Below are 18,618 nucleotides of genomic sequence, written 5' to 3' on the forward strand. Positions count from 1 at the left end.
GCCCTTCTTCGGCCCGCCCTTCGTCGGTTTGTCGTCGCCTGGCCAATCATCCCTCCCGCGCGGCGACGGACGAGCGCGCCGTCGCCGATTCTGCATGCTGGTCTAGTATCGCCTATTGATCTACCAATCGATAGGAACAATGTAGAGTCGGTGGCTGGCCCCTGGCCGGCCGCCCTGCAAGGCACTTTTCGAGGCAGACCGCGATGCTCCGACAAATCTCCGAAGACGTCCGCGTCAATTTGAAGGACCGGTTGCGGGAGGTCCGCGACATCATCCGTCAAAGCCGCCATGACGGCACCGGTGACGCCAGCGTGCTGCGCGAAGCGACTAGCCATCTGCCGCCGTTTCCGGGCAAAGGCATCGAAGGCCTGCTCAGCCATGCCGCCAGCGCCGTCGACGAGGCGCTGTCGATTGCCGAGTCTTTTGTCCCGCACGAGCGCCCGATCAAGGTGGACGGCACGACCGTGAAAGGCCTCGGCACCTATTTTCCGGCCGGAAACGAAGAGCGGCAGTTGGGCGCCGAGCGCCTGTTCCGGCGCGACATGTACTATTTGACGAAGGCGGTACTCGCCGAACTGAAGATCGACAACGCCCGCATCCACGAAGCCGATTTCGCCGCCGCGCATGCCACGATGCGCAAGCGCCATGGTAATTTCCTGTCCGCGTTGACCGCGCCGGGCGCTGGGCTGCAGGCAATCGCGGCCACTTGCGCGGCGTTGCTGGTCGAGTTGCTCAGCCAGCGTCCGGTGCACTTTGGCGAAGCCGCGCCTGAAACCGCCGGGGAACGCGCGCTCGACATAAGCTGCCTGGCGCCTGTGGTTCTGGCCTGCGGCTTGGCGACAACCGGCCGTGACGGCGCGCCGGAACCCGACATGCTGGAGATCGCGATCCTGGCTGCCGATATCCGTCACGATCGCATCGTACGGGCCTGCGCCAAGGCAAGCCCGGTCGATAAATTGACGCCAGTCTTCGCCACCCTGCTTGCGCATTTGCCGTAAGCTCCAGCAGCGCTTCCGGAAATCCAGAGCGTTTCACCGTTTCATGGAAACCGCTCTAACTCTTTGTTTTGACGCAATTCCCAAGGGAAAGCGCTACGCTTTTCCCGGGAAAACCGCTCACACTTTTCCTGGAATAGCTAATCCCCTGCTGCCATGACCGTGATCGTCTTCTTGGCGCGCTGAATGGAGGCCGGGCTCATCGAAAGCTCGGTCAGGCCCATCTCGATGAAGGCCGGGATCAGATCCGGGCGTCCGGCCGCCTCACCGCACATGCCCACCATGATGCCGGCGGCGACGCCGGCTTTGGCCGTCAGCTCGATCGCCGACATGACCGCCGGATTGGTGACGTCGTTGAGCTTGGCGACCGTCGGGTTCAGCCGGTCGGCGGCCATGATGTATTGGGTGAGGTCATTGGTGCCGATCGAGAAGAAGGCCACTTCCTTGGCCAGCGCCGGCGCGATCAGCACGGCGGCCGGGGTTTCGATCATCACGCCGAGATCGAATGTCGCATAAGGCACGGCTTCGGCCTTGAGTTCGGCGATGCATTCATCGACCAGTGCGCGGCTGCGCGTGACTTCGGAAATATCGGACACCATCGGCAGCATCACCTTGATGTTGCCGTGCACGGCGGCCCTGAGCAGCGCCCTGAGCTGGCTTTTGAAGATATCGGGCCGGTCGAGGCACATGCGGATGCCGCGCCAGCCGAGAAAGGGGTTCTCCTCGTCGGGAAACTCGATGCCGGCGATCGGCTTGTCGCCGCCGATGTCGAGCGTGCGCACGATGACCGGATAGGGCGCAAAGGCCTTGGCCAGCGCTGCATAGGTCTCGGCCTGCATGTCCTCCGAGGGAAGATGCATATGACGCATGAACAGGAGTTCGGTGCGGAACAGGCCGACGCCCATGGCGCCCGCCTCCTGCGCCGCCTCGATCTCCTCGAGCGAGCCGATATTGGCCGCGACCTCGATCACCTTGCCGTCGGCGCGTTTCGGCGTCACCGTCTTGAAAGCGGTCAAGCCGGCGCGCTCCTTCGCCGCCGCTTCGACACGGCCGGCATAATCGGCGCGCGTCGCCGCGTCCGGGTCGATGATCACATGGCCGGTGTTGCCGTCGAGCGCCACGTCGCGCGCGGTGCGCAAGGCGTTGACCTGGTCGCCAAGGCCCAGCACCGCCGGAATGCCGTGCGAGCGCGCGATGATGGCGATGTGCGAGGTGGCGCCGCCATGGCCGCAAATAACCCCGCCAATGCGCTTCAGCGGCGCCCGCGCCAGATCCCAGGCGCCTATATCGTCGGCGATCAGAATGGCGCCCTCGGGGATGCTTTCGAGACTGACGTCGTCCTGGCCCAGCAGCACTAGGCAGATCTGCCGCCCGACGGCGTGGACATCGTCGGCCCGCGCATTGAGATAGTGATCGTCGACCGCGCCGAAATCGGCGGCGATCGTGGAGGCCGCGGTGATGACGGCCGAGACCGCGTCGTTGCCGCCCCTGATCGCCTTTTCGGCCTCGCCGGTCAGGCTGTCGTCGGCGGCGATATCCCTGAGTGCCGCGACGATGCCGCGGTCTGCGGCAGACAGGCTGTCGTGCGCCAAGGTTCGGTCCATGCGCGCCTGGACGGCGGCGACGGCGGCACGGAACCTCTCGATCTCGCCGGCGATCTCTTCCGCCTGCAGCATGCGACCCTGTCCGGCGATCTCGGGCGGGAAATGCGCGAAGGCCGGCCCGATGGCGACGCCCTCGCTTGCCGCGACACCACGCAAGCCGTTCTCTTGGCCTGTTGCAGCCGGCATGGATTGGGGTGCGGACGAGGATGCCGCCTGGCCGGCATCATTCGCCGGGCGCTGCGGCTCGGCTTCGTCGTCGAGACCCGCCTTGGGATTCTCGAGATAGCCGATCAGCGCTTCGATCGCCTCGATGGCGTCGGCTCCGTTCGCCCGCACGGTGACTTCCTGGTTTTCCTTGACCGCCAGCAGCATCAGCTTGACGGAGCTCTTGGCGCTGACCGCCTTGCCGTCCTTGACCAGTTCGACATCCGATTCGAAGCCCTTGGCGAGCTTGACGAACCGCGTGGCGGGACGGGCGTGCAAACCTTCATGCACTCTGACGATGGTCGAGCGTTCCATGGCAAATACTCTGCTTTTTCAAGCGCCAAAACCAGATGGGTCGCGGCGCGAATGCTTCAGGCGGCGATGGTGATGATCGCGTCCGTCCTCAGGGCTGACACGAGCGCCTGGGCATCGACCTGCGATGCGCAGATCTCGCCCGGCCTGTCGGCCTCGGTGGCGCCGTTGAACGAGATGACGACGTGACCCATCTCGAGCACCTTGCTCCACGCGCTGGAGCCGACGGCGGTTATGACCGCGGAAACCGGACCAAGGGTGATCGACGCGCCCTTTTGCGGCGCGCCGTCGCTCGGTCCAACCTCCGTCTTGTGGAGCACCGAAACCTCGGCAAGCTCCGGCGGCGAGCCATCCGCAAACAGGATGACCACGCCCCCTTCGGCAAGATCCGCCACTTCGGGCCCGATGGAAGTGACCCGTGTTCTCAGCAGAACCGTCATGTGGCGAACCTCATTCTCTTATGTCCTTAGAATACGATCAGGCTGACGACCCATGCGATCAGCACGGATACGGGGCCCATGATCTGGCGGCTGATGAGCACCGCCGGCACACCGATTTCGATCGTCTTCGGCTTGGCTTCACCGAGCGCCAGCCCGACAGGGACGAAGTCGCAGCCCACCTGGGTATTGTAGGCAAACAGCGCCGGCAGAGCCATCGCCGGCGAAATCGTGCCGTTGGCGATCTGCGGGCCGATGATGGCCACGCCGATGACCTGCGCGATGACGGCGCCCGGCCCGAGGATGGGAGACAGGAACGGCAGGCCGCAAATGGCCGAGATGATCAGCAGGCCGACGATGTTGTTGGCCAGCGGTCCCATCGGCTGGGCGAGCACGTCACCGATGCCGGTGTATAGGATCAGGCCGATGAGCATGGTCACGAAGGCCATGAATGGCAGCACGTTGCGCACCACCTGGTCGATCGTGCGGCGGCCGGCATTGAAGAAGATGCCGACCACCCGGCCCATGACGCGGCCGATCGAGCTGATCAGGCCGATCAGCCCGCCTTCGCTCGGCAGCGGCTGTGGAGCAGCGGCTGCGGTCTTATTGCTTGAACTCATCGATGCTGCTCCCCCCGCAGTGGTGACCGCCTCGGATCCGTCCGCCATTGTGACGTTGGCCGGCTTCACGCCCGAAACGTAGATGTCCTCGGTGATGAATTGGGCGAGCGGCCCAGCCTGGCCGACCGGCGTCAGATTGACGGTCGGGATGCGCTTGCGCGGATAGACGCCGCAGCGTGCGGTACCGCCGCAATCGACGACGACCACCGCCATCTCACCTTCGATCGGCGGCGCCCTGAAGCCGTCGACGGCCGTGGCGCCGGTCATGTCGGCGATCAGTTGGGCGACGGGATGGATGCCGCCGCCGGTGACGGAGACGACCTTGTCGCGCTGCACGGTCGGCTCGATGACGAGCGGGCCGCCCCAGCCTGTGTTGCCTCGGGAGATCTTTACGGCTTTGAATGTCCTGTCCATGATGTCCTCCCCGCCCTTACAGCTCGACGCCCTGGCGGCGTGCCATGATGGTGGTGATGCGCTCGGTCAGCATGCCCTTGAGCAGGATGACGACGAGGCCGACAATGGCGTACCAGATCGCCACCTTGACGTGATAGCCAGCGACGACAACGCCCTTCTTCTCGAGCTCGAGCAGAGCCACGAGAATGCCGCCCCAGACGAAATATTCGCCCGGATTGATGTGCGGGAAAAGGCCAAGCGGCGGATGCACGTAGGACACGGCCGCGTCATAGAATGCCGGCTTGTGCTTTTCTTCCAGGAACGATCCGAACGTGTAGGCCATCGGGTTGGTGAGGAAGAACACCGCCAGCAGCGGCAGCAGCGTATAGCGGGTCAAGGCAATCCTGCCGGCGCCGCGCGCCAGGCCATGCACGCGCTCTTCGCCGACCAGTTCGGTGACGGCATAGAAGGCGGTCATCAGCACCACCAGCGTCGGGATGATGCCGGTGACGAAGCCGGCGAACACTTCGCCGCCCTTCTGGAAGATGCCGATGAAGTACTTGCCGATGGCGGTCAGCCAGCCGAGCTGCTCTTCCTGCTGGACTTCCTTCAGCTTTTCCTTGAACTGGTCGACGGTTATGGGTCCGCTGTCTGCTTGCGCAAGGACAACGAGATGGTCGGAAGCATGCTCGACGGCGAGCTTGCCATGCAATGCGGCATCCGAGACCATGGTACCTGCGACATGCAGATTGTGCACGGCCATGTCGGCATGCTGCGCCAACAACGAAAATACAGACATTTCTCCTCCTTATGCCGCCCGCCGGTTATCCAGTCGGTGCGCGGCGTCCTCTAAGCCCTTGCTACGTTCAAGCCGGCCAGGCCCGGCTTCTTCCCCGGCTCCGACCGTGTTTTGTCGATCTGTTCGATCGCCCGTTTCACGGCCTCGGCCACACCGGGTTCCCCCTCCCCCATGATCGCAGGGTTGGACCGGAGTCGATCGAGGGGAACACCCTCGAATTCTTCATGTCTTTTGAACTTGGTGAAGACGGACCGGCCGCTCATCACCATCAGGCGGCGCACGATCAGGTCGGGCGTCACCACGACGAGCGCGATGGTGCCCTTGGCCAGCCGACCGCGAAAATTGCCGGCTCCGACGAAGCCGTCCTTGTACTGGTCGGTAACGCCCCGGAAGACATCCGAATAGTGCCGCATCTGCAGCCAGACGCCGAGCGACTGCAGCGCCCACACAATAACCAGCAGAAGCAGTCCCCACTGCCAAATCGCCATTCGGTTCTCCTCCCGAAGCCTCCGTTGAACCGCACCTTGGACCGGCACGCGACAACATCAAAGTGAGAACATTTGTTTCCGCGAATGTCAATATGTATGATATTGGCCTCCGCTACGCCATCCACAGGGCCGTCGCCGATTTCGGCGGCGGCATGGCTGTGCTAGCCTGTCGTCAAACGGGATGCATGAAATGGAACTGCCCTTCAGGGATGAACTGGCCCTTATGCCCGACCTGCGCCACCGGCTGCGGCAGCTGCGCTGGTTTCGCGCCACTTTCCGCGGCAGCGCCAAGGTGGTCTCGGACACGTTCGGCGTGCGTTTCGAGATCGACGAGGCGAAGCTGACGAGGGCCTTTCTCGACTGGGTCGAGATCATGGAAGCGCAGAAGCGCTTCGCCGCGGTCGACCGCGCCGACTTCATCGTCTTTGCCGCCGGTCTCGTGCTGCGCGAGCTGATCAAACAGGCGCCGGCCAGGGAGATCTCCGGCCTCGCGCAACTCATCGAAACGGATCAGAATGCCGGCACGCTGGAAATCATCCGCTTCTGGCCGGAGGGTTTTCTCTACACCAACTACTGCGTCTCGGTGATTTCGGCGATCTATGAGCAGGAGTTCGGCAAGGCGCCCAGCATCGACAAATGCGCCGACGATCTGCGCACCTGGTGGTCCTATCGCGAGAACGTCACCGAGATGCCGGCCTATGCGGTGGCTTTCCTCGACCGCTTCCTCGGTGCGGAGCCGAACTGGATCACGCCGGACCGCGCACAGTCCCGGCAAGCCATGCAACGGGCGCTCGGATCCGGCCGCGCAAGCGACGCGCTGCGCCGGCTTTGATTGCGGGCCGTTGCAGCCCCAAAACGCGCTCAAGACATTGCACTATTGAACATTTGACTTTTTGCCGATAGCGATGTGCGAAATTTGACGTGAGGAGACAAGCGCGTGGCGCGACCAAGGCCTATCATTTTCGATTGCGACGGTGTTCTCGTCGACAGCGAGCCGCTGGCCGCCAGGGCCTACGAACGCGTCTATGAAAAGCACGGCATGCCCGGCGTCCATGGCGGCATCATCGCCCAATGCGTCGGCATGAAGCAGTCCGACATCATCGCCAGGATCAGGGAATTGACCGGCCATCAGTTTCCCGCTGCCGCCGACGGCGACATCTGGGCCGAGACCAAGATCCTGTTCACCGAGGAATTGAAACCGACCCCGGGAATCGCGGCGTTTCTGGAGACGATCGAGGGCGACCGCTGCGTTGCCTCGTCGTCCTCCGTCGAGCGCATCAACCACAGCCTCGCTGTCACCGCGCTGGCGCCGTTCTTCGGCGAGGCGATCTACAGCTCCTCAATGGTCAAGAACGGCAAGCCGGCGCCCGACATCTTCCTGTTCGCCGCCGCCAGGATGGGCACCGATCCGGCCGACTGCATCGTCATCGAGGATTCGCCCTTCGGCATCCAGGGCGCGGTTGCCGCCGGCATGACGGCGATCGGCTATACCGGCGGCGGCCACACCTATGCCGGGCACGCCGCGCGGCTGACGGCGGCCGGTGCCGATTTCGTCTGCGCCGACTGGCAAGAGATTAGCCGGCAATTGTCCGGGCTCGGCGTGCCGGCCTGATCTAGACTAGTAGGGGCTGGGTAATCTAAGACCGACCCAGTCGCTGGGCGGGATTGGTGCCCCCACGCGGAAGTTGAAGGATAGGACCCTCGTCGCATCGGTGTCGACCTCGCACCGGAAGCCAAGATGGTACCATGTGGTTGTCGTGCTGAAAGCGACATCCGGGGCGTCTAGAATATTGCCCACCTTCAGCGGAAGAGATGGTACCCATTTGGGAAAATAGGAAGCATCCAGCAGTTCCTGCTGCAACGCGCTGGCGCAGAGTTTGGCCACACGCTGGCCGCGAGGCACCCCGCCCATCGAGGTCGTGGCCAGCGCATCGCCGGTAGCACCCTGCGAGTAGAGCCTGCGAACACCCGGAAGGCCCGAATCGTTGCGAGATGCAGACTTCGAGGCCTTTGAAGGGCTGGGCTTCGGCGCATTTGCGGGTTTGGGCTTTGGGGCCTCGGCCGATGTGGGAAGCTCGATCTCGCCGCCGCTATCGGCAGCCAAAGGCGCTGGTGCCGCGCCCTGTTGCTTGGCGTCGTCGAGCGCCGACTGCTTGTCTGGCTCCTGTTTGGCTGCCTGTTGTTTATCCATCTCCGCGCTTGAAACTGCCTGCTGCTCGGAGTCTGCCGGCGTGACAGGTTGGCTGTCTGCAGGCTTCGGCCCGACAGGCGGCTTCGAATCGTCATTCTTGGCCGGCGACGGCGAACTGTCTTGGGCGCTGGTCCCGTCCAGCGATTTCCTCGGGCCGGTATCCTTGTCGCCGAACTGAAAGACAGGCCTCAGGACCTCGACTGGGGGTGGCTTCTGAGGCTGCTTCTCTGACGGAGGTTGTTTTTCAACTTTACGCTCAGGCGGCTTTTCAACCTTCGGTTCCGGCGGCTTTGGCGCCGGCGGAACAGGTTTCGGCTTTGGCTGATCGGGCGGAGGCACGATCGCGACATTGACTGGCTGCTCCTCGCGCGGCTGTTCGGGAGGCACGGGCAGGCCATACACAAGGAGCGCCGCGGCAAGCACGTGCAGGATCAGCGATGCGGGAATGCCCCACAACAGATACCGACGCCGTTCTCGTGCCTCGTCCTTCATCCTGACCGATGTGGAATGAAATAGCGGCGGCTTCAAGCATAAGCACCGGATTTGCGCATATGGGCGCGACAGTTTTGTCGATTTGGATCACCACCCCCAGGGCGGCCCGGCCAAGGCGCCCGGGCGGCTCAATGCGCCGCCGCCGGCATGACGGCGATCGGCTCCACTGGCGGCGGTCACACCTATGCCGAGCACGCCGCGGCTGACGGCGGCAGGTGCCGATTGCGTCTGCGCGGACCGGCAAGACATTAGCCGGCAATTGTCCGGGCTCGGCGTGCCGGCCTAATTCAGCGGATACTTGGTGAATCCACGGCTGGCCCATTCGCCAGGCGGGACCAATGACCCCACACGGAAGTTGAAGGATAGGACCCTCGTCGCATCGGGGTCGACTTCACATCGGAAATTTAGATTGTACCAGGTGTTTCTGGTGCTGAAGGCCGCTTGAGCAGGGTTGAGAACATTGCCTTTGTCCAGCGTAATGGTTGGCACCCATTTGACCGAATAGTCGGCGCTTTGCAGTTCCTGGCTCAGAACATTGCCGCAAAGGGTGGCCACGCGTTGACCGCGCGGCACATTCTCCATGGAGCTTGTGGCGAAGGCATTGCCGGTTGCCCCCTGCGAGTAGAGCTTTCTGACACCTGGAAGGCCGGAATAGATTGGCGATCCTGCAACATCGTTGTTGGTGGGATTTGATCTTCCTGCATTCCCGATCGGCGCTTTGAAGGCTCTTGCGGGTTTGAACATCAACGTCTTGGCAGGTTTGGGCTTTGCCTTTCCGGTTGAGGCTGGAGGCGCTGGCTTGCCACCAGTCTCGGCCGCCAATGGCTTTGGCGTCACAACCTCTTGCTTTTCGGCGGGTTGCGGTGCGAGCGCCTGTTTGTCCGGCTGCTGTTTGTCAGCGTCCTCGGTCGCCTGCTTCTCCTCGCTTTGCGCGGGTTTGGCGTCCGGCGCGGCCTCCGGCTTTTCCTCGCCTTGCGCGGGCTTTTCGTCCGGCGCAGCGGTGGCCGGCTTCTCGTCAGGCTTGCTGGGCTCCGCCTTCTGCTGTGGCGTTGCAGCCGGAGCGGGCTGGGTCGGCGCGGGTGTCGGTGTTATAGGCGGCTTAGCCGCCTCATCCTTGGCCGGTGACGGCGTGTTGGGTTTGGCGCTGCTTCCGTCGAGCGATTTCTCCGGCCCCGTATCTTTCTGGCCGTACTGGAAAACGCGCTTCAGAACATGATCGTCTGGCGGTTTCGGTGGTTCCGGAGGCGGCTTTTGTTCAGGCGGCTTTTCAGCCTTCTTTTCGGGTGTCGGCTCCGGTGGCTTTGGAACAGGTTTCGGCTTAGGCTTCTCGGATGGCGGCACAATCGCGACATTGACGGGCTGTTCCTGCTGTTGCGGCTGCTGCTCGGATCTCGGCACGCCAAAGAACAAGAACGCTGCGATCAAGGCGTGCAGGATCAGCGAGGCAACCAAGGCCCATCGCCAATTGCGAAACCACGCTCGTATCTTGCCGTTCATTGCGCCCGATGTGGAATGAAATAGCGGCGGCTTCAAGCACAGGCATCGGATTGGCGCGGTTTAGCCGCTGACAGCTTGGTGATCGGGATGGTCGACACAGCAAGATCAGTTCGGAATCCCGCCCACAAACCGTTCGTCCAGCCGCGTTTCGCCAAACCAGTTCAGCCTGTTGATGCTGACGAAGCCGGTATCGATCGCCTCGTTCTCGTCGCCCGGCTCACTGGCGTGAGTGCGCCCGCGCGGCACCGTGATGACGGTGCGATCGCCTTCGCTTTCCACGATCTCGGCCGCGCGGCCGATCTTGTCACGGCCGATGCGCGGCTGCCGGATTTCCGCCGGAAGCGCGGTCGGCAGGTTGACGCTCAACCAATGACCTTCTGTCGCCCAGTTGGCGCGCGATTGCCACAATGACGCGATCAGCGCGCCAAGCCATGGGTCGTCGCCGTCGGTGAACTCAGGATTCTTCACGCGCGAAAAGCCGATCGCCGGAACACCCCAGAAGGTCGCCTCGCGGGCGATGCCGAGCGTGCCGGAATAGGCGAGGTCCTCGGCGACGTTGCGGCCGTCATTGACGCCCGACAGGACCAGGTCCGGTTTCTCGGTATCGGCAAACAGCCACGTCATCGCGCTCACCACGCAACCGGCCGGCGTGCCGGAGCACGAATACCAGTTCGCTTTGACGCGCCGCATCGTCAGCGGCCTCGCGATCGTCAGCGACGAGCCGGCGGCGGTGCGCTTGCCGTCGGGCGCGACCACCCAGACATCGTCGCTCAGGCCGGTGACCGCGTTGACGAGACGGGCAAGTCCCGGCGCGTCGATGCCGTCATCGTTGCAGATCAGAATTCTCATTCTTTGCTTCCTGGCGGCACCGCGATGCGCTGGCCGGTACGGCATTGCGTGCGCAGCGACGGGATGTGGCTTTTGAGGTCATCGAGAAGATCGGTGACGCAGGAATGGCCGAGCGCTTCAGGCCGTCGGGCGTGCGAGACGAAGAGTGCATCTATGTCGTCGACCGGACCGCCGAGCGCCGGATAATTCCGCGCCGGAGGCGCCGACCTTGATGCCGATATCGAGCAGGATGCGGTCGCCGCCGCTGCCGACGGCGAGGCTGGTGCGGCCCTTTTCCCCGAAGCCGCCAAGCAGGTCCAGCATCATCACGAACCGGCCCCCGCCGGGATCAGCCAGCCGGATCTTATGCGCAACCGCGCCTGGGCTCCGCTCCCGAGCGTAACCGGGTCTGGCTGCTCGAAGTGCAAGGTGAGGTCAGGCCCCGCGGCGGGCGCGAATTCGATGCGCGCGCCGCCACCCTGGTAGATCACCCGTTTGACGAGACCATCAAAGCCTGGTCCATCCGGCGAGACGTCGAGATCGGCCGACCGGCAGCAGATCTTGGCACCCGCACGCGGCCGCTCGCCGGGGTGGCAGCGGACCACCAGCTCGGTTCCCAGAACCCTGACCTTGCAATGGCCGCCATCTTCGCTCGTCAGGACATCCGCCGGCAGCAGGATGCCTTGCGAGATGAAAGACGCCACCATCTCATTTGCCGGCTCATGATAGAGTTCGCGCGGCGTCGCCAGTTGTGCCACGCGGCCATGATCCATCACCGCGATGCGATCGGCCAGCGCCATCGCCTCGGCCTGATCGTGGGTGATGTAGACGATGGTCGTGCCGGTGCGCTTATGAAAAGCGGCGAACTCATCCTCCATCGAGGCCCTTAGATGCACGTCGAGATTGGCGAGCGGCTCGTCGAACAGCACCAGCGACGGCGCGGCGACGAGACAGCGGGCCAGCGCCACGCGCTGGCGCTGGCCGCCGGAGAGATTGGCCGGCCTGCGCTCGCCCAGTCCCTGCAGATTGACCAGAGCCAGCGCGTCCTCGACCTTCTGGCGCGCGACGGTCTTGTTGAACTTCGCCACCTTCAGGGAATAGCCGACATTCTCGGCCACCGTCATGTGCGGCCACAGCGCGTAGTTCTGGAAGACGATGCCGACGCGCCGCTTTTCCGGAGCGACGCTGCCGCCGCTGTTCGAAACGACATCGTGGCCGATGCGGATTTCGCCCGCGCTCACTTTCTCGAAGCCGGCGACGAGCCTGAGCAACGTCGTCTTGCCACAGCCGGAAGGTCCGAGCACGGCCAGGAACTCGCCGTCGGCGACGTCGATCGAGACATCCTTCACAGCGTCGAAGTTGGCGAAGCTCTTGGTCACATGGTCCAGGCTCAGTCGCGCCATGGCAGCACTCCGCTGGGAAGGTAGGGGGCAAGCAGATTGGTCACCAGCATCAGCACGAAGGTGACCGCGACCGTGATGACCGACATCGCCGCCGCGTAGTTGGAATCGCCGCCCTGTTCGAAGGAAAACATCACCACGCCGATCGTCTCCGAGCCCGAAGACCACAGCAGCGCCGAGACGGTGAGTTCGCTGAGCGCCGTCATGAAGATCAGCAGGCCACCGGCGATCGCCGCCGGCGCGACCAGTGGAAAGATGATGGTTCGCAGGCGCGTGAACAGGCCGGCGCCGGCCACCTGCGCGGCCTCCTCCAGCGCCCGGTCGATCTGGTGATAGCCGCTGATGGTCGGCCGCAGCGCCAGCACCAGGAAGCGGGCGAGGTAGGCGTAGAGGATGATCCAGACCGTGTTGTAGAGCTGGATGCCGGTCAGTGGGATCGGCCTGAGGAAGAGAAGCAGCGAGGCAATCGCCAGCACCACGCCGGGCAAGGCATAGGGCAGCTCGACCGACAGGTTGAGCAGCCGCACCCGCTGCTTGCCCCAGGCGATGAGATAGGCGACCGGCACGGCGACGATGACCGCGAAGAAGGCGGCGGCAATCGACAGCCAGAAACTGTTGAAGAAGGCGCGGTTGGCCGCATCATGCTCGAACAGCACGAAACGGTAATTGTCGAGCGTCGCCGTCTTGGCCGTGAGCGCAATGCCATAGCCCGGCACCAGCGAGGTCAGCACCAGCCCGAACAACGGCAGGAACAGCACCAGCACGATCAGCAGCCACATGCCGGCCTGGACAATAGCCCGCCAGCGGCCGAGTTCGTAGAGTTCGGCCGGCAGCGATGTCGAAGAGATGCGGTAGTCGCGGCGGCGGCTCATCACCTCCTGAGCGAGAATGCCGGCCATGGCGATGACGCCGATCAGAACCGATAGGAACGCGGTCTCACCGAGCATGGCCGGACCACCGCCGGCCAGCTTCTGATAGATAAGAGTCGGCAGCACCAGGTAGTTGGCGGGAATGCCGAGGAATGCCGGAATGCCGAAATTGCCGACGCAGGACACGAAGGCCAATGCCGCGGCCGCCATGATCGACGGCGTCATCAGCGGCAGCACGATGGTGACCAGCATCTTGAACCAGCCGGCGCCACCGGCGCGTGCCGCCTCCACCAGTTCGCGCGGCAGCTTGCGCAGGCCGGCACGCACCAGCAGGAACACCAGCGGGCCATATTGGACGCCAAGCAGCAGGATGATGCCTGACGTCGAGTAAAGCGGGTTTTTCGTGCCGAGCGGCGGCGCGGCTCCGAACAGCTTGAGGAATGGGCTTGCCGGGCCGAACAGCTGCAGCCAGGCCAGCGCCGTCACCTGCGGCGCGATCATCAGCGGCATGACGTAGCACAGCACCAGTGCGCTGCGGCCGCGTATGTCGGTCAACGAGACCAGCACCGCCACCAGCGTTCCCGACAGTACCGCAAGCAAGGTGCCGCCGATGCCGACGACCAGCGTATGCCATGTCGCGATCCAGGTCGCCGGGCTTCTCAGCCCGGCCGCAATGGCCACGGTCGACAGCGTGCCGCCAGGTGCCACGATCTCCCTGACCAGGCGCAGCATCGGCAGCAGCGAAAGCAGTACGATGACGATGGCTACCGCCGCCGTCAGGGCCATTTCCTGGCCCCGGCTTTCCCTGATGCGTGTTGGCATGGTTGTGTTTCCCGAGATCCGGGATGCCGCCGAAACGACATCCCGCCGCGATTGCCGGCTCAGCCGCCGAACAGTTCCTGGAACTTCGCCTTGTCGGCGTCGGTCTTGGCGACGATCGCCTTGGTGTCGAACGGCATCACATTGACCTTGACGCCTTCCGGCAGCCATTCGGGACGGCCGACCGAAGCACGCGCCGGCAGATAGCCCATGGACAGTGCCAGCTTCTGGCCTTCATCCGACAGAATGAAGTCGACGAACTTCTTGGCGCCGTCGACATTCCTCGCGGTTTTCATGATGGCGACCGGTTCGGTCACCGCCGGCACGCCTTCGCTCGGGAACACGAACTCGACCGGCGAGCCCTTCTTCTTGGCGTTCATCGCCATGAAGTCGACGAGGATGCCATAGGGCTTCTCGCCTGATGCCACCGACTTCAGCACAGCACCGTTGCCGCGCACGCTGACGGTGTTGTTGGTCTTAAGCTTCTGGAAGAAGTCCCAGCCATAGTTGCTATCGCCGGCAAAGCCGGAAAGCAGATAGGCGGCCGCACCCGAATAGAGCGGGCTCGGCATGACCAGGCCATCGGCATAGGCGGGTTTGGCGAGATCGGCCCAATGCTGCGGCTTTTCAGCAGCCGCGGTGTTGTAGACGATGCCGGTGGTGATCAGCTTGCTGCCGAAATAGGTCTTGTCGGCGTCATAGGCATCAGCTTCGATGCCATCGAGCTTGGCTTTGGAATAAGGCAGCAGCCGGTCGTCCTTCTTCAACAGCTCCATCGAGACCGCATCGGCAATCAAAAGCACGTCGGGCTGCGGGCCGCCGGCGGCGAACTCGGCCGCCATCTTGGTGAGGATGTCGCTGGTTCCGGAACGATAGATAGTCACGTCGATGCCGGGCTGCGCCTTCTTGAAGGCGTCCACGGTCTTGGCCGCGTCGGCTTCTGGCTGCGATGTGTAGAGCGTCAGTGTTTCGGCGTTTGCCACGCCGGCAAACAAAGTTGCCGCGAGCGCCAGTTGGCTGGCCAGCAGCTTGATGAGTAGCGTCTTCATGAGGCCTCCTGTCTTGTCTGTGCATGACCGGTCCGGCCCCTGGCCGGCTCCCCGTCTCTTCCTCCCTGCACGGCGCATATGACTGGTGGATGACAGTACGCATGCGCAACCAGATCAGGCAACAGCCTGGCGCTGAATGCTCTCACAACATGACGATACTAGCCCGCGGAACCGGCGTCCCACGAGCCTCAGGGCTGCTTTGACAGGCTTCTAGACCAGCATGCCCATCGGGTTCTCGATCAGCCGCTTGAAGGCAACCAGCAGCTCAGCGCCGAGCGCCCCGTCAACGGCGCGATGGTCGGTCGACAGCGTCACCGACATCACGGTGGCTATCTTGATCTCGCCATTCTTGACCACCGCCCGCTCCTCGCCGGCACCGACCGCCAGGATCGTCGCATGCGGCGGGTTGATGACAGCGGCAAAATCCTTGATGCCGAACATGCCGAGATTGGAGACCGCCGTCGTGCCGCCCTGATACTCTTCCGGCTTCAGCTTGCGGCTGCGGGCACGGCTGGCCAGGTCCTTCATCTCGTTGGAGATGGTCGACAGCGTCTTTTCATCGGCATGCCGAATGATCGGCGTGATCAGGCCGCCGGGGATCGACACGGCGACGCCGACATCGGCATGCTTGTGCTTGACCATGGCGCTTTCGGTCCACGAGGCATTGGCATCCGGCACCGCCTTCAGCGCCATGGCCATCGCCTTGATGACCATGTCGTTGACCGACAGCTTGTAGGCAGGCACGTCACCCTTGTCGGTCTTCTTCATCGGGGCGGCGGCATTGATCTGCGTGCGCAGCGCCAGCAATGCATCGAGTTCGCAGTCGAGCGTGAGATAAAAATGCGGGATGGTGGACTTGGCCTCGACCAGGCGGCGCGCAATGGTCTTGCGCATGTTGTCGTGCGGGACCAGTTCGTAGGAGCCGGGTTCGAACAGCTTCAGCACTTGGTCGTCCGACATCGGCTTTGCTGACGGGACAGCCGCGACAGCAGCGGCGGGAGCCTCAGGAATCACCGCCGGAGCCTCCTTGAAGCCACCCTTGGCAATCGCCGCGTCAATGTCCGCCTTGACCACGCGGCCGTACGGGCCGGAGCCGATGATGGTGGCAAGAGCAAGGCCTGCCTCACGAGCCAGGCGTCGCGCAAGCGGTGTCGCGCGTGCGCCCGACGGCGATTGGCCAATCTCCCCCCTTGTGGGGGAGATGCCCGGCAGGGCAGAGGGAGGCGTGAGAGAATGCGACGTTGGCGGGACAGCGCCCCCCTCTGTCGGCTTAGCCGACATCTCCTCCACGGGTGGGGAGATTGGCGCTTTGTCCTGCTTTGCCGCAGTGACATTAGCCCCATAAGCCTCATCGTCGGCATAAATCCACGCAACCGGCGCACCGACCGGAATGTCGACGCCTTCCTTGCCGGTGACGTCGCGCAACACGCCGCTGGCCGGCGCATCGATCTCCATCGCCGCCTTGTCGGTCTCGATCTCGAACAGCACATCGCCCTTCTTGACGCGCGCGCCTTCCTCGGCGAACCAGCGCGAGATCTGTCCGGTCGCCATGTCCATGTCGACCTTGGGAAGAATGACTTCGGTCGGCATGTCTCAGCGAACCCCTTTGACGAGGTCGCGCGCGGCGTCGATGATATCGGGAACCTGTGGTACCGTGGCTTTTTCGAGCTCCGGATTGTAGGGGATCGGCGTCTCGGCGCCGCCCAACCGCACGATCGGCGCATCGAGATAGTCGAACGCCTCGCTCTCGGCGGTCATCGCGCTGACCTCGGCGCCGATGCCCAGCGTCTTGACCGCTTCGTAGACGCACATCAGTCGCGACGTCTTCTTGACGCTGTCGATGACGGTCTGCTTGTCCATCGGCCGGATGGTGCGGAGGTCGACGACTTCGACGTCGATGCCTTCGGCTTCCAGCGCGGCGGCGGCGTCGAGCGCCTTCTGCACCATGATCGAGGTGGCGACGATGGTGAGGTCGCGGCCTTCGCGGCGGATGTCGGCCTTGCCGATCGGCACCGTGTAATAGCCCTCGGGAACCGGGCCCTTCATCTTGTAGAGTAGCTTGTGCTCGAAGATCATCACCGGATCGGGATCGGCGACGGCCGCCAGGAGCATGCCCTTGGCATCATAGGGCGTCGCCGGCTGGATGACCTTCAGCCCTGGCACATGGCCGAGCCAGGCTTCCAGGCTCTGGCTGTGCTGCGCGGCCGCACCTGTGCCCGAACCGGCGGGAAAGCGCATCACCACGGGAACCGAAACCTCGCCACCCAGCATGAAGCGCATCTTGGCCGCCTGGTTGACGATCTGCTCCATGGCGAGTGTGGCGAAATCGGAAAACTGGAACTCGAAGATCGGCCGCATGCCGGTGAGCGCCGCACCCACCGCAACGCCCGCGCCGCCCAGTTCCGAGATCGGCGTGTCGATCACCCGCTCGGTGCCATAACGCTCGACCAGATCGCCGGTCACCTGGAAGGCGCCGCCATAGACGCCGATATCCTCGCCCATCAGGAAGACGCGCTCGTCCATGTCCATGGCGATCGCCATGGCTTCCTGGATCGCCTGGGCGTAGCTCAGTTCACGCACCATCGCGTCCATCACGCCTGCTCCGTATACACGTAATTTCCGGTCTCGCCGACGTCAGGCGACGGGCTCGCCTTGGCGAACTCGATGCCGTCGGCGATCTCCTGCGCCACCCCACTGCGGATGGCCTCGATGCCCTTGTCGTCGATGAAGCCGAATTCCCGCAGCTCGTTTTCGAACAGCGTGATCGGATCGCGGTTCGACATCCAGTCCTCGATCTCTTCCTTGGTGCGATAGCGGTTGCGGTCGCTCTTGGAGTGGCCGCGATGGCGGTAGGTCTTGGATTCGATCAGCGTCGGCCCCTCGCCGGCGCGGGCGCGCTCGACGGCCTTGTAGGACGCCTCGGCGACCTCCGAGAAAATGTTGCCGTTGACGATGACGCCGGGCATCGAATAGGCGGCGGCGCGGTCGGCGATGTTCTTGACCGCGGTGGAACGGGCGGTCGAAGTCGACATGCCGTAACCATTGTTTTCGCAGACGAAGATGACCGGCAGCTTCCAGACCGCCGCCATGTTGAGCGCCTCGTGGAAGGCGCCTTCATTGTTGGCGCCGTCGCCGAAGAAGGAGACGACGACCTTGCCGGTCTTCATCATCTTGGAGGAGAGTGCCGCCCCGACGGCGATCGGAATGCCGCCGCCGACGATGCCGTTGGCGCCGAGATTGCCCTTGGCGACGTCGGCGATGTGCATCGAACCGCCGCGGCCCTTGCAGTAGCCGGTGGTCTTGCCGAAGAACTCGGCGAACATGCGCTTGACCTCGGCTCCCTTGGCGATGCAGTGGCCATGGCCGCGATGCGTCGAGGTGATTTGGTCATCCTCGCCAAGCGGCATGCAGATGCCCATGGCGCTGGCTTCCTGGCCGATCGACAGGTGCATGGTGCCGTGGATCAGGCCGCGCGTGTAGCTCTCCTCCGCGCCCTCTTCGAAGCGGCGGATGAGGTACATCTTGTAGAGCACCTGCTTGAGCTGCTCGGCGCTGTACTGGCGATAGACGAAAGGCAGGTTGGCGCGACTGTCCGCGACGGCTTTGCTGGCTCCGGCCATG

At 63.8% G+C, this 18,618-nt stretch carries 17 protein-coding genes and 1 pseudogene; 3 read left to right on the forward strand and 15 right to left on the reverse strand.

Features of this window, described 5'->3' with window-relative positions; translation table 11 throughout:
- The first annotated feature begins 203 nt into the window (after nt 1-203).
- Nucleotides 204-998 carry a hypothetical protein gene (locus FJ546_RS23220; RefSeq protein WP_140891470.1) on the forward strand — a complete coding sequence of 265 codons (795 nt, stop codon included), beginning with the start codon at nt 204-206 and terminating at the stop codon, nt 996-998.
- A 137-nt stretch (nt 999-1,135) separates the two neighbouring features.
- On the opposite strand, the gene ptsP is transcribed toward FJ546_RS23220, so the two are convergent.
- From ptsP to FJ546_RS23245, 5 genes are read right to left on the reverse strand one after another with little or no spacing between them, the layout of a single operon-like run.
- On the reverse strand, nt 1,136-3,118 hold the full coding sequence (ptsP, locus tag FJ546_RS23225; RefSeq protein ID WP_140891471.1) for a phosphoenolpyruvate--protein phosphotransferase: 1,983 nt from the start codon (nt 3,116-3,118) through the stop codon (nt 1,136-1,138).
- 56 nt (nt 3,119-3,174) lie between these two features.
- On the reverse strand, nt 3,175-3,555 hold the full coding sequence (locus FJ546_RS23230) for a PTS glucitol/sorbitol transporter subunit IIA (protein WP_140891472.1): 381 nt from the start codon (nt 3,553-3,555) through the stop codon (nt 3,175-3,177).
- A 26-nt stretch (nt 3,556-3,581) separates the two neighbouring features.
- Complete coding sequence (locus FJ546_RS23235; RefSeq protein WP_140891473.1) at nt 3,582-4,586, reverse strand: PTS glucitol/sorbitol transporter subunit IIB; 1,005 nt, start codon at nt 4,584-4,586, stop codon at nt 3,582-3,584.
- Nucleotides 4,587-4,602: 16 nt separating this feature from the next.
- Nucleotides 4,603-5,364, reverse strand: a complete 762-nt coding sequence (locus FJ546_RS23240; RefSeq protein ID WP_095772208.1) for a PTS glucitol/sorbitol transporter subunit IIC — start codon at nt 5,362-5,364, stop codon at nt 4,603-4,605.
- A 50-nt stretch (nt 5,365-5,414) separates the two neighbouring features.
- Complete coding sequence (locus FJ546_RS23245; RefSeq protein ID WP_095787930.1) at nt 5,415-5,852, reverse strand: transcriptional regulator GutM; 438 nt, start codon at nt 5,850-5,852, stop codon at nt 5,415-5,417.
- 190 nt (nt 5,853-6,042) lie between these two features.
- On the opposite strand from FJ546_RS23245, the gene FJ546_RS23250 reads away from it, so the two are divergent.
- Nucleotides 6,043-6,684: a hypothetical protein gene (locus FJ546_RS23250; RefSeq protein WP_140891474.1), complete on the forward strand. Its 642-nt coding sequence runs from the start codon at nt 6,043-6,045 to the stop codon at nt 6,682-6,684.
- 105 nt (nt 6,685-6,789) lie between these two features.
- A complete protein-coding gene (locus FJ546_RS23255; protein ID WP_140891475.1) occupies nt 6,790-7,464 on the forward strand; it encodes an HAD family phosphatase in 675 nt (224 codons plus the stop codon).
- Nucleotides 7,465-7,470: 6 nt separating this feature from the next.
- On the opposite strand, the gene FJ546_RS23260 is transcribed toward FJ546_RS23255, so the two are convergent.
- The 10 genes and pseudogenes from FJ546_RS23260 to FJ546_RS23310 form a co-directional block, all read right to left on the reverse strand.
- Nucleotides 7,471-8,535 carry a DUF930 domain-containing protein gene (locus FJ546_RS23260; protein ID WP_140891590.1) on the reverse strand — a complete coding sequence of 355 codons (1,065 nt, stop codon included), beginning with the start codon at nt 8,533-8,535 and terminating at the stop codon, nt 7,471-7,473.
- A 282-nt stretch (nt 8,536-8,817) separates the two neighbouring features.
- On the reverse strand, nt 8,818-10,032 hold the full coding sequence (locus tag FJ546_RS23270) for a DUF930 domain-containing protein (protein ID WP_140891591.1): 1,215 nt from the start codon (nt 10,030-10,032) through the stop codon (nt 8,818-8,820).
- Nucleotides 10,033-10,137: 105 nt separating this feature from the next.
- Complete coding sequence (locus tag FJ546_RS23275; protein WP_140891476.1) at nt 10,138-10,881, reverse strand: 5'/3'-nucleotidase SurE; 744 nt, start codon at nt 10,879-10,881, stop codon at nt 10,138-10,140.
- 128 nt (nt 10,882-11,009) lie between these two features.
- Nucleotides 11,010-11,187 (reverse strand): annotated as a pseudogene (locus tag FJ546_RS23280) (MBL fold metallo-hydrolase); the annotation flags it as partial.
- A complete protein-coding gene (locus FJ546_RS23285) occupies nt 11,187-12,263 on the reverse strand; it encodes an ABC transporter ATP-binding protein (protein WP_140891477.1) in 1,077 nt (358 codons plus the stop codon). The gene FJ546_RS23285 and the pseudogene FJ546_RS23280, both read right to left, overlap by 1 nt.
- A complete protein-coding gene (locus FJ546_RS23290) occupies nt 12,251-13,951 on the reverse strand; it encodes an iron ABC transporter permease (RefSeq protein WP_140891478.1) in 1,701 nt (566 codons plus the stop codon). Before FJ546_RS23290 ends, FJ546_RS23285 begins: the two co-directional genes overlap by 13 nt.
- A gap of 59 nt (nt 13,952-14,010) precedes the next feature.
- On the reverse strand, nt 14,011-14,997 hold the full coding sequence (locus FJ546_RS23295) for an ABC transporter substrate-binding protein (RefSeq protein WP_140891479.1): 987 nt from the start codon (nt 14,995-14,997) through the stop codon (nt 14,011-14,013).
- A 210-nt stretch (nt 14,998-15,207) separates the two neighbouring features.
- Nucleotides 15,208-16,587 (reverse strand): pyruvate dehydrogenase complex dihydrolipoamide acetyltransferase, encoded by a 1,380-nt coding sequence (locus FJ546_RS23300; RefSeq protein ID WP_140891480.1) that lies wholly within the window; start codon nt 16,585-16,587, stop codon nt 15,208-15,210.
- Between the two features lie 3 nt (nt 16,588-16,590).
- A complete protein-coding gene (locus tag FJ546_RS23305) occupies nt 16,591-17,589 on the reverse strand; it encodes an alpha-ketoacid dehydrogenase subunit beta (protein ID WP_140891481.1) in 999 nt (332 codons plus the stop codon).
- Nucleotides 17,589-18,617 carry a thiamine pyrophosphate-dependent dehydrogenase E1 component subunit alpha gene (locus FJ546_RS23310; RefSeq protein WP_140891482.1) on the reverse strand — a complete coding sequence of 343 codons (1,029 nt, stop codon included), beginning with the start codon at nt 18,615-18,617 and terminating at the stop codon, nt 17,589-17,591. The genes FJ546_RS23305 and FJ546_RS23310 overlap by 1 nt, the downstream gene beginning before the upstream one ends.
- Nucleotide 18,618: the final 1 nt, after the last annotated feature.

Source organism: Mesorhizobium sp. B2-4-19 (genome assembly GCF_006441315.1).
Lineage (GTDB): Bacteria > Pseudomonadota > Alphaproteobacteria > Rhizobiales > Rhizobiaceae > Mesorhizobium.

What these genes read in the sequence shown, in the direction of transcription:
- FJ546_RS23220 (WP_140891470.1), top strand. Translation starts at nt 204, where the DNA reads ATGCTCCGACAAATCTCCGAAGACGTCCGCGTCAATTTGAAGGACCGG.
- ptsP (WP_140891471.1), bottom strand. Translation starts at nt 3,118, where the DNA reads ATGGAACGCTCGACCATCGTCAGAGTGCATGAAGGTTTGCACGCCCGT.
- FJ546_RS23230 (WP_140891472.1), bottom strand. Translation starts at nt 3,555, where the DNA reads ATGACGGTTCTGCTGAGAACACGGGTCACTTCCATCGGGCCCGAAGTG.
- FJ546_RS23235 (WP_140891473.1), bottom strand. Translation starts at nt 4,586, where the DNA reads ATGGACAGGACATTCAAAGCCGTAAAGATCTCCCGAGGCAACACAGGC.
- FJ546_RS23240 (WP_095772208.1), bottom strand. Translation starts at nt 5,364, where the DNA reads ATGTCTGTATTTTCGTTGTTGGCGCAGCATGCCGACATGGCCGTGCAC.
- FJ546_RS23245 (WP_095787930.1), bottom strand. Translation starts at nt 5,852, where the DNA reads ATGGCGATTTGGCAGTGGGGACTGCTTCTGCTGGTTATTGTGTGGGCG.
- FJ546_RS23250 (WP_140891474.1), top strand. Translation starts at nt 6,043, where the DNA reads ATGGAACTGCCCTTCAGGGATGAACTGGCCCTTATGCCCGACCTGCGC.
- FJ546_RS23260 (WP_140891590.1), bottom strand. Translation starts at nt 8,535, where the DNA reads ATGAAGGACGAGGCACGAGAACGGCGTCGGTATCTGTTGTGGGGCATT.
- FJ546_RS23270 (WP_140891591.1), bottom strand. Translation starts at nt 10,032, where the DNA reads ATGAACGGCAAGATACGAGCGTGGTTTCGCAATTGGCGATGGGCCTTG.
- FJ546_RS23275 (WP_140891476.1), bottom strand. Translation starts at nt 10,881, where the DNA reads ATGAGAATTCTGATCTGCAACGATGACGGCATCGACGCGCCGGGACTT.
- FJ546_RS23285 (WP_140891477.1), bottom strand. Translation starts at nt 12,263, where the DNA reads ATGGCGCGACTGAGCCTGGACCATGTGACCAAGAGCTTCGCCAACTTC.
- FJ546_RS23290 (WP_140891478.1), bottom strand. Translation starts at nt 13,951, where the DNA reads ATGCCAACACGCATCAGGGAAAGCCGGGGCCAGGAAATGGCCCTGACG.
- FJ546_RS23295 (WP_140891479.1), bottom strand. Translation starts at nt 14,997, where the DNA reads ATGAAGACGCTACTCATCAAGCTGCTGGCCAGCCAACTGGCGCTCGCG.
- FJ546_RS23300 (WP_140891480.1), bottom strand. Translation starts at nt 16,587, where the DNA reads ATGCCGACCGAAGTCATTCTTCCCAAGGTCGACATGGACATGGCGACC.
- FJ546_RS23305 (WP_140891481.1), bottom strand. Translation starts at nt 17,589, where the DNA reads ATGGACGCGATGGTGCGTGAACTGAGCTACGCCCAGGCGATCCAGGAA.
- FJ546_RS23310 (WP_140891482.1), bottom strand. Translation starts at nt 18,617, where the DNA reads ATGGCCGGAGCCAGCAAAGCCGTCGCGGACAGTCGCGCCAACCTGCCT.